The organism is Bacteroides sp. HMSC067B03, assembly GCF_001811315.1.
Taxonomy (GTDB): Bacteria; Bacteroidota; Bacteroidia; order Bacteroidales; family Bacteroidaceae; genus Bacteroides; species Bacteroides faecis.
The window spans coordinates 1-3,177 of the sequence record NZ_KV804428.1; the positions used below are offsets into that span (position 1 = coordinate 1).

Genomic DNA, 3,177 nt, shown 5'->3' on the forward strand with positions numbered 1-3,177 from the left:
TGGAAGGAAATTTTAAAGCATGGGTATATGATGTCATTTGTGAGGCTAATATAATAGAATCAATACATTATGTTACAAGTCCAGAGAATTATAGAGAAATACTACCTGAAATTTATTTAAGTGATTTTAGAAATTAGATTATAATAGATATAATAATGGTATGACAAAGCAAGATTTTATAAAGAAGTTTCCTGATGTTAAGGTGCAGCAGTTTGAAACTGATACTGTATTGAGTAAACAGGAAATAAAGGAAATGGTTAAGCAATTCACCAATTCACTTGATATGGGACTGATATATTATGAGCAATGTGGTTGCAATGTTACTGTTTTTACCTCTGATAAAATGAAGTCGGAACTTAATAAGATGAAGCCCGGCTATCAGGTGACAGAGGAGAGGTCGGAACCATTATATCTGACAGATTCATTGTTTGTGGAAACTACTGCGTTAGAGTAAAGTTCCCATCCGGTGAAGATGTCTATGATTGTGATTTTTTTGTTTAATACTAAAAATATAATGGAAATGGCAACAAAAATTCAAATTGACGTAATTGGAAAAATAGAAGGTACTCAATTTATGAAGTGTAAGCTATATACAAATGAAAATATTGTCATTATCATGATGAATGAATTTGATTATGAACGGTTGAAAGAAGAAGGAATCTTCATAAGAGATGGCAAAAGTCGAGATTCAGCCGGGGTGTTGAATACAACCAATACTTTCATCGAAAAAAATTAATACTCAAAACAAAAAAGAATGATTATGGATAAAAAAGAAAAGAATTTTGCCACATACAAAGAATTTGGAAAGATGCTTCGGGAAGTGGCAAACATATACTCCAAACTGGGTGACGAACCTTTGCTGGAAGAAGGACGTGAATACAACGCAATCAGAGACGCTGTACAGGCGATAACCAACAAGCACGACTTTGCCTCCTACATCCTGCCATGGAGGGAAGATTTCCGCTCGATGCCCTTCAACGTAACAAGGCAAAAGAAATGGGCTGATTATGTTGCTGAATGCCATGCCAAGGGAAAAGAAATAGATTACGATAATTACGATTGGGATAAATGATTATAATTTTATCGAATTGTGTTAAAGGGAATGGATGTCATATAATCAAAGTATAGATAGAATGTTTATTGAATATAAGGTATATCGTAAGATGTCAGATTTGAAGCCTTTTATATCTAGGGATGAACTCCCTTCTTGTCAGATGATTGGAAAGAAAATGTTTGTAGGGAAAAAAGCAAAAATAGAGGCTATTTATAGACTTACAGGGGAACGTTTACCAGAAGACTATACAACAGAGCAGGTAAACAGTTACCTTACTGTAGAGCTTTTTAATACATCTTTATGGCATAAGTACAGGAAGATTTATAATGAAGTTTCTAATGAAAAAGAAATTGTTATTGAGAATTATAGTTATCAATATACATTAGTTGTAGAATTAGCAAATAAATCAAATCCACCATTGGATGAAGGGAAGATAATACATTTTGTTATGTGCGAACTATTAGGAAATCCTTGTGAAATGTATAAAGGGATGAAAAACCCTATAATTTCTTTACGAAAAGATTATGATAGATAAAGCAAAAACATTAGATGAATGCTTTAAGGAACTAATCCTTAAAAGAGGTTGGTCTAAAAATAGTCCATATGACCGCCGAACTGCATCAAGGCATAAAAAGTTATTCCTTGAAGGAGCGTTGCCTGATGAATTTAAAAGAATATATTTGCAAAGTGCTGGTTATACAATAGTGCAGCCGGAGCTTTGGCGACAGGAATTATAAAACAGAGAAAATGAACTGGAGGAACATAATAAGAAATCTATTAGAAGTTATCATTGCTATATTTAGAATGATTCTCATAGGGCTATTTTATATAGCCAAGTTTATGTTTATGTTCTTTATTCTACTTTTTTTTGGTGTATTAATCAGTCAAAATAATAAGCGATGGTAAATAGAGAAATAAAAGCCCGAAAACGTGCGGTGAAAGAAGAAAAAGAAGAAATAGACGGTGAGATTGTTAGAATTAGAAAAGGGCATCCTCGTACAAATCTTCCTGTGGAACTCCCAGAAAATCCCACATGGCTGAAACAACCTAATGTGGTTACATTAATGGCTGGTGATTTTAAGACAGTACAGATTAGAATCTTAATAGCTGTTATAGAGAAATTACAGAATGTCATAGAATTAAGTATTCAGCATCTAGATAAATATGGTACATCTATTCCATGCGAGCAATTATCCTTATTTCAAGAATATTCAGACCGTATAAGAGTAGATATTGCATATCGGGATTTGGGCGTTAGTCCAGACCAATACAAGGAAGTAAAAAGTATGGTTCGTAAATTAATCAGTATTCCTGTAGAGTTTGATGTCAAAGACCCCATAACAGGTGAGGAAAGTTGGTCTATTACTGGTTTATTTACAAAGGCAAATATACCTAAAACTCCTTATTCAAGAGGTTTTTCTTTAGAAATGGATAGAGAGGTCGCTAAAGTTTTCATTAATGTTGATAGAGGCTTTACACGCTATATAAAAGAGATAGCCTTAAGAGCGCAAAGTAGATATACAATAAGAATGTATATGCTGATTAGTTCGTGGAAAGAAAAAGGTGGTTTCTCTATTTATGTGGATAGATTTCGGAAATTCTTAAAACTAGAGGATAAATACCCCGAGTTTAAAGATTTATATAGACGTGTAATACGCCCTGTTTACGAAGATTTGTTTGAACAGGCTGATTGCTGGTTTGAAATGGCAGAAGTTTATCGTAATTCAGGCGATACACAGCCTTATAAACTTAATTTCAAAGTTATTAAGTCTGCATTATCAAAGAAGGAAGAAGAACTATTAAAAGGACAAAAGAAGATGATAACGAATTTTTGTTCTTTGCACTTTGCAATGAAGGACGAACATTTGCAGCAGTTTATTCCACAGATTACCTTAAACAACTATAAAGCAGTAGTAACTAAGATGCTTTATCTAGGCGAATATGTTAGAGATAACTGGAATAAAATTTCAAATAAAGCAGAATATTGTTTATCCGTATTATTAAAAGAGGTAGAAATACTCCCCGGAATGATTGGAGAAGAAAAAGAAGATGAATAAAAGTTGGGTTTTTGTCCCTATGGATGGTGTAAAAGTTGGGTTTTTGTCCCTAAGAAGTTGGGTTTT

Annotated in this window: 6 protein-coding genes; all 6 read left to right on the plus strand. The window is 33.3% G+C overall.

The features are described from left to right. Nucleotides 1-160 precede the first annotated feature (160 nt). The 6 genes from HMPREF2794_RS21350 (at nucleotide 161) to HMPREF2794_RS21375 (ending at nucleotide 3,111) form a co-directional block, all read left to right on the plus strand. Complete coding sequence (locus tag HMPREF2794_RS21350; protein ID WP_005647280.1) at nucleotides 161-454, plus strand: hypothetical protein; 294 nt, start codon at nucleotides 161-163, stop codon at nucleotides 452-454. A 66-nt stretch (nucleotides 455-520) separates the two neighbouring features. Then, nucleotides 521-736 (plus strand): hypothetical protein, encoded by a 216-nt coding sequence (locus HMPREF2794_RS21355; RefSeq protein WP_005647278.1) that lies wholly within the window; start codon nucleotides 521-523, stop codon nucleotides 734-736. A 24-nt stretch (nucleotides 737-760) separates the two neighbouring features. Next, a complete protein-coding gene (locus HMPREF2794_RS21360) occupies nucleotides 761-1,072 on the plus strand; it encodes a hypothetical protein (RefSeq protein WP_005647275.1) in 312 nt (103 codons plus the stop codon). Nucleotides 1,073-1,106: 34 nt separating this feature from the next. Then, on the plus strand, nucleotides 1,107-1,589 hold the full coding sequence (locus tag HMPREF2794_RS21365; RefSeq protein ID WP_005647273.1) for a hypothetical protein: 483 nt from the start codon (nucleotides 1,107-1,109) through the stop codon (nucleotides 1,587-1,589). Then, on the plus strand, nucleotides 1,579-1,791 hold the full coding sequence (locus HMPREF2794_RS21370; RefSeq protein WP_008671645.1) for a hypothetical protein: 213 nt from the start codon (nucleotides 1,579-1,581) through the stop codon (nucleotides 1,789-1,791). Before HMPREF2794_RS21365 ends, HMPREF2794_RS21370 begins: the two co-directional genes overlap by 11 nt. A gap of 162 nt (nucleotides 1,792-1,953) precedes the next feature. Next, nucleotides 1,954-3,111 carry a replication initiation protein gene (locus HMPREF2794_RS21375; protein WP_005837459.1) on the plus strand — a complete coding sequence of 386 codons (1,158 nt, stop codon included), beginning with the start codon at nucleotides 1,954-1,956 and terminating at the stop codon, nucleotides 3,109-3,111. Nucleotides 3,112-3,177 lie beyond the last annotated feature (66 nt).